Origin of the sequence: Arthrobacter sp. Hiyo1, assembly GCF_001263615.2 — a bacterium.
GTDB lineage: Bacteria > Actinomycetota > Actinomycetes > Actinomycetales > Micrococcaceae > Arthrobacter.
Window position 1 is genome coordinate 580434 of sequence record NZ_DF952468.1, and the last position, 5426, is coordinate 585859.

At 63.3% G+C, this 5426-nt stretch carries 3 protein-coding genes and 2 pseudogenes; 3 read left to right on the top strand and 2 right to left on the bottom strand.

The annotated features are described in order from the left end of the window. From AHiyo1_RS02610 to AHiyo1_RS02620, 3 genes and pseudogenes are all read left to right on the top strand, one after another. The coding region (locus AHiyo1_RS02610; RefSeq protein WP_059387518.1) for an electron transfer flavoprotein subunit alpha/FixB family protein at positions 1 to 753 on the top strand (753 nt) is incomplete at its 5' end. Positions 754 to 843: 90 nt separating this feature from the next. Then, the gene (locus AHiyo1_RS02615; RefSeq protein WP_059387519.1) at positions 844 to 1776 is read left to right on the top strand and encodes a cytochrome b/b6 domain-containing protein; all 933 of its coding nucleotides are present in this window, start codon (positions 844 to 846) and stop codon (positions 1774 to 1776) included. 70 nt (positions 1777 to 1846) lie between these two features. Then, a pseudogene (locus AHiyo1_RS02620) lies at positions 1847 to 2981 on the top strand (acyl-CoA dehydrogenase family protein). Positions 2982 to 3040: 59 nt separating this feature from the next. Here AHiyo1_RS02620 and AHiyo1_RS02625 read toward each other — a convergent pair. Beyond that, a pseudogene (locus AHiyo1_RS02625) lies at positions 3041 to 3828 on the bottom strand (PspA/IM30 family protein). A gap of 101 nt (positions 3829 to 3929) precedes the next feature. Next, on the bottom strand, positions 3930 to 5426 hold a 1497-nt coding region (locus AHiyo1_RS02630; protein ID WP_059387520.1), incomplete at its 5' end, for a hypothetical protein.

Below are 5426 nucleotides of genomic sequence, written 5' to 3' on the forward strand. Positions count from 1 at the left end.
CCCGCCGTGGATGCCCTGAGTGGTGCCGTCCACGCCTACGGGCCGACTGCCGTCCTCACGGCGAATTCGGTGGACGGCCGCGAAGCTGCCGCCCGGCTTGCCGTGCGGGCAAGCGGGAGCGTGCTCGCCGACGTCGTGCAGGTGCGCAGCGACAACGGAACCGTTGTTGCCCAGCATTCGGTGTTTGGCGGGGCCTATACCGTCGAGTCCGTGGTGGAAGGCGGGCTGCCCATCCTCACCATCCGGCAGGGGGCGATCGAAGGCCAGGCTCCCGCAGCCACGGCAGACCTGCAGACGGTGTCCCTCGATGCTCGAGCAGAAGGCGCCGCCATCATAGACCAGTTCAATGACGATGCTGCCGTCTCGGCCCGGCCCGAGCTTCGGACCGCAGCGACGGTGGTTTCCGGCGGACGGGGTTTGGGCTCGTCCGAGAACTTTGTGCTGGTTGAACAGCTCGCCGACACTCTGGGCGCGGCGATCGGTGCGTCACGCGCCGCCGTCGACGCCGGCTACATTGCCCAGACGGCCCAGGTGGGCCAGACCGGTGTGAGCGTGTCCCCGCAGCTGTACATCGCATTGGGAATATCCGGAGCCATCCAGCACCGCGCAGGCATGCAGACCGCCAAGACCATTGTGGCGATCAACAAAGACGGGGACGCGCCCATTTTCGAGGTGGCCGACTTCGGAATCGTGGGCGATATTTTCACCGTTGTTCCGAAACTCATCGAGGCCGTCAAAGCCCGTTCCAACTGACGGCGTAACAGGCTTTGGCCGCTTCGGTCCAAAGCCTGTTAGCTTGATGCGTCCCTGATTGCAAAGTTCTTCCGAGAGGTGTCTGAGAAGATGTCCACCCCCGCCAAAAAGTCGACAGCAGCCAAGAGCAAATGGTCCCAACCCCTTTGGGTGGTTCCAGGCGTGCTGGTCGTACTTTTGCTCATCGTCTTGTTTGCCAAATGGTTGACGGGCCTGTCGGGTGTGCAGTCGTTCTTGCACGACTTCCCGGGTGCCTCCAGCCTCCCGGCGAACGCTCCCGTAGGTTTCCCGGCCTGGCTCGGTTGGCAGCACTTCCTGAACGTCTTCTTCATGGTGCTCATCGTTCGTTCCGGTTGGCAGGTTCGCACAGCCAAGAGGCCTCCGGCCCAATGGACCCGAAACAACAAAGGATTCATCCGGACCAAAAACGCGCCAACCAAGATCAGCCTGGACCTGTGGTTCCACCTAACCCTGGATGCACTGTGGGTGTTGAACGGCATCGTCTTCATCATCGTGATCTTTTCCACCGGGCAATGGATGCGGATCATTCCCACCAGCTGGGATGTCTTCCCGAACGCCCTTTCCGCCGCCCTCCAGTACGCCTCGTTGAACTGGCCCACTGAGGACGGTTGGGTGAACTACAACGCCCTGCAATTGCTGACCTACTTCGTCACGGTCTTCATCGCCGCCCCGCTCGCCATCATCACCGGTTTGCGCACCTCCTCTGCCTGGCCCAAGAAGGCCGGCACGGTGAACAAGGTCTATCCCATCGAACTCGCCCGGGCGGTGCATTTCCCCGTGATGGTGTACTTCGTGCTCTTCACGATCGTGCACGTCACCCTGGTCCTCGCTACCGGGGCGCTGCGCAACCTGAACCACATGTATGGCGGCAGCGACGATATCAACTGGGTTGGTTTCGGCATTTTCGCCGTGTCCCTCCTCGTGATTGTGGGCGCGTGGTTCCTCGCGAGGCCGCTGTTCCTTCGCCCTGTCGCTTCCCTGATGGGCAAAGTCAGCAAGTAAACCCCAGCGGATAGCTAGAAAAAGGCCAGTAAAACCGGACAACCCGGACAACCCGGGAAAAGGAGTGCCAATGTTTGAGCTCACGGAGGACCAGCAAGCGGTGGTGGAGATGGTGCGCGATTTCGCCACGACGGCCATTGCGCCGCACGCCGCAGAATGGGACGAGACCAAGCATTTCCCTGTGGATGTCCTGCGTGAAGCGGGCACCCTCGGCATGGGAGCATCTACGTCCGGGAAGAATTCGGCGGCTCGGGCCTTTCCCGCACGGATGCGGCGCTGATCTTCGAGGAGCTGTCCAAGGCAGACCCCACCATCGCGGCCTACATCTCGATCCACAACATGGTGGTGTGGATGATCGACGCTTTCGGCAACGATGAGCAGCGGGCACAGTGGGTGCCGCAGCTCGCGTCCATGGAAGCGCTGGGCAGCTATTGCCTTACGGAGCCGGGAGCCGGCTCGGATGCCGCCGCGCTGAGCACCAAGGCAGTGCTCGACGGCGATAGTTACGTTCTTAACGGCACCAAGCAGTTCATTTCGGGTGCCGGAGTTTCCAGCGTCTATGTGGTCATGGCGCGGACCGCGGACACGGGCAGTCAGGGCATCACCGCAATCGTTGTGCCCGCGGACGCGCCTGGGCTGTCCTTCGGCCCGAATGAAAAGAAGATGGGATGGAATGCCCAACCCACCCGGCAGGTCATCTTCGAGGACGTACGCGTCGCCGTGGCGAACCGGCTTGGCGAAGAAGGCAGCGGATTCGGCATCGCGATGAAGGGCCTCAACGGGGGCCGGGTCAACATGGGCGCTTGTTCGCTGGGAGGTGGCCAGGCGGCACTGGAGAAGTCCATCGCCTATCTCAAGTCACGCTCGGCTTTTGGCGGCCCGCTCATCAACCAGCAGTCCCTGCTGTTTGATATTGCCGACATGGATACGGAACTGGAAACTGCCAGGACCTGATCCTCCGGGCCGCGGACGCTTTGGACCGTGGCGCCCCGGACACCGTGAGGTTGTGCGCCATGGCGAAGCGCGTCGCCACGGACGCCGGTTTCAACGTGGCGAACAAAGCCATCCAGTTGCACGGCGGCTACGGCTACTTGTCGGAATACGGCCTCGAGAAGATTGCCAGGGACCTGCGCGTCCACCAGATCCTGGAAGGCAGCAACGAAATCATGAGGCTCATCGTTGGACGGCTCGCCGTAGGGGCATAAAGCACTCAGAAAGCGAATGGCCGGGCCTCATTGGAGGCCCGGCCATTCGCTTGGCTGAACTAGAGCTTGTCGAAGTCGGCTTCGTCCACGGTATCGTCTGCCGGAGCGGTGGCGCCGGCGCCGATAGCGGCCTTCGAACCGCCCGACTTCAGGGCCGCCAGGCGGGCCTCGATCTCAGTCTGCTCTCCGAGGTCCTCAAGCTGGTTGAACTGGGCGTCCAGGCTGGAGGCTGCCAGTTCCTGCTGGCCGAGGACCTTCGCCTCTTCGCGGCGGATCTTCTCTTCGAAGCGGCCTACCTCGCTGGTGGGGTCCATGATGTCGATGCTCTTGAGGCGTCGTGCACCTGGGTTTGGGCAGCAACCGTCTTGGAGCGGGCAACCAGCTCATTGCGCTTGCTGGTGAGTTCGTTGAGCTTGCCCTTCATCTGGTCGAGGCCGCTCTTGAGCTTGTCCACGACCTCCGACTGGGACGCGATGTTCGGCTCGGCGGCCTTGGCCTCGTTTTCGGCCGACATCTGGCGCTGGATGGCCACCTTGGCAAGGTTGTCGAACTTGACGGCGTCGGCCGCGTTGCCGGACGCACGGTACTCGTCCGCCTTGCGGGAGGCTGCGAGGGCCTTGTTGCCCCAGTCCTGGGCGTTTTTGACGTCCTCGTTGTAGTCGGCCTGCAGCATGCGGAGGTTCCCGATGGTCTGCGCGACGGCGGACTCGGCTTCGGCGATGTTGTTCGAGTAGTCGCGGACCATCTGGTCCAGCATCTTCTGCGGGTCCTCAGCCTGGTCGAGCAAGGCATTGATGTTCGCCTTGGCGAGCTGCGCGATCCGCCCGAAAATGGACTGCTTAACCATGGTGTTGCCTTTCGTCCTGCTCAGTGGTGCCCACTGAATCCAGTGATCAGTTTTTTGTACCGCTCTACGTGGGGAACAGGCCCCCACCTAGTCTTTGGGAGTTAGAAACTACCGGAGTCGCCGCCGCCGAAGTCGCCTCCACCTCCACCGTCGCCGCCGAAGAAGCCTCCGCCCCCACCGCCGTCGCCACCGAAGAAGCCTCCGCCTCCGCCGTCGTTGTTTCCACCGCCCCAGCCGCCCCCTCCGCCGTGGAGGATGGAGTTGATGAGGATGCCGCCGAGGATCGCTCCGCCGAGGCCGCCACCACTGCCTCCACCACCGAACATGCCGCCGCGGCCGTAGCCTTGGTTGGCGAAGCCGCCGAACTGATCGACGTCGGACTGGGCCAGTTGCGCGGCTTGTGCAGCGAGCGACTGGGCCTGCTGGGCGTACGTCAGTGCGGTGACGGGGTCATTGCGGGAAATGGACAGGGCGTAGTCGAGATTCCGTTGGGCTTCGGCCAAACGAGTACGGGCCTCGGGGCCAACGCCGCCGCGTCGCGCCGCGATGTAGTCCGAGGTAGCGCTGATCTGGGACTGGGCAGCCATGATGGTCTGCTGGAGCGCGGCTTGCGCGCGCCTTGCCTGTTCCTGCTGGTCACGGATTCCCGAGAGGGACTGGTCCAAGGCTTGGTGTGCCTTCTCCACCCGGTCCAGGGTGGCAATGGGATCGATCTTTCCGCCCTGGATTTCGGCCTTGACCTGCGCCAGTGCGGCTTCGACGCCCGCCACCGGACCGGCCAGCTCCGGGTGTTCGCCGGACTGGATCATCGCTTTGGCCTGGGCCAGGTCCTGGCTGGTCTCCACCACGGCGCCCTCCAGCGAATTCCGGGCTTCGTCGAGGTTGCCCGCCACCTTGGAGATCGCGTCGATCAGGACGTTGGTCTGGTGCAGGCCTTCTTCCGCGGCGCGGACGGCCACAGCGGCGAGGCTGCTCTCACCTGCGGCGAGCTTTTCCTGCGCCGTCGTTGTTGCGTTGTGAACGAAGGCAAGCCGGTCCTTGGCCTGGGTGATGTTGTCGCTCACGTGGCCAAGTGCGCTGTCTGCGTACTTCTCGCGCAGTCCGTTGAGCGATTGCTCCGCGCTGCTGATCTTTGCCTCGGCTTCGTTCGCCCCGGCGGCAACAGTGGCCAAAGCCTGCGGCGCGTTCTTCTCCAGCTCGCGCAGGGAGTCGAAATCGGCCTTCTGCTCCCGCAGCGACTCGAGGGCCGCGTCCGAGCGCCGGATGATTTCGCCAAGCCAACTGCGCTGCTGCTCTTCGGTATCCGGGATGTGGTCATCGAGCTGTTGCTGGAGCTTGAACGACTCGGTCATATGGTTCTTTGCTTCCAGCAAGGCCTTGGTGAAGTTCCCGACGGCGGCATCGCCGTATTGCGCCTGGGCGAAGCCGAGTTCCTGCTCGCTGGATTTGATGGTGTCGTCCGCTTCGATAAGCAGGGACCCGGCTTTGCGCCGCAAGTCCGGGATGCTCAAGGAGGCGAGGGGATCGAGCTGTTCGCCCTGCGGGCCGTAGCTCGTTCCGGATGCCTGGCCCTTCTTGCGGCGGTTACGGAAGTACAA

What these genes read in the sequence shown, in the direction of transcription:
- AHiyo1_RS02615 (WP_059387519.1), top strand. Translation starts at nt 844, where the DNA reads ATGTCCACCCCCGCCAAAAAGTCGACAGCAGCCAAGAGCAAATGGTCC.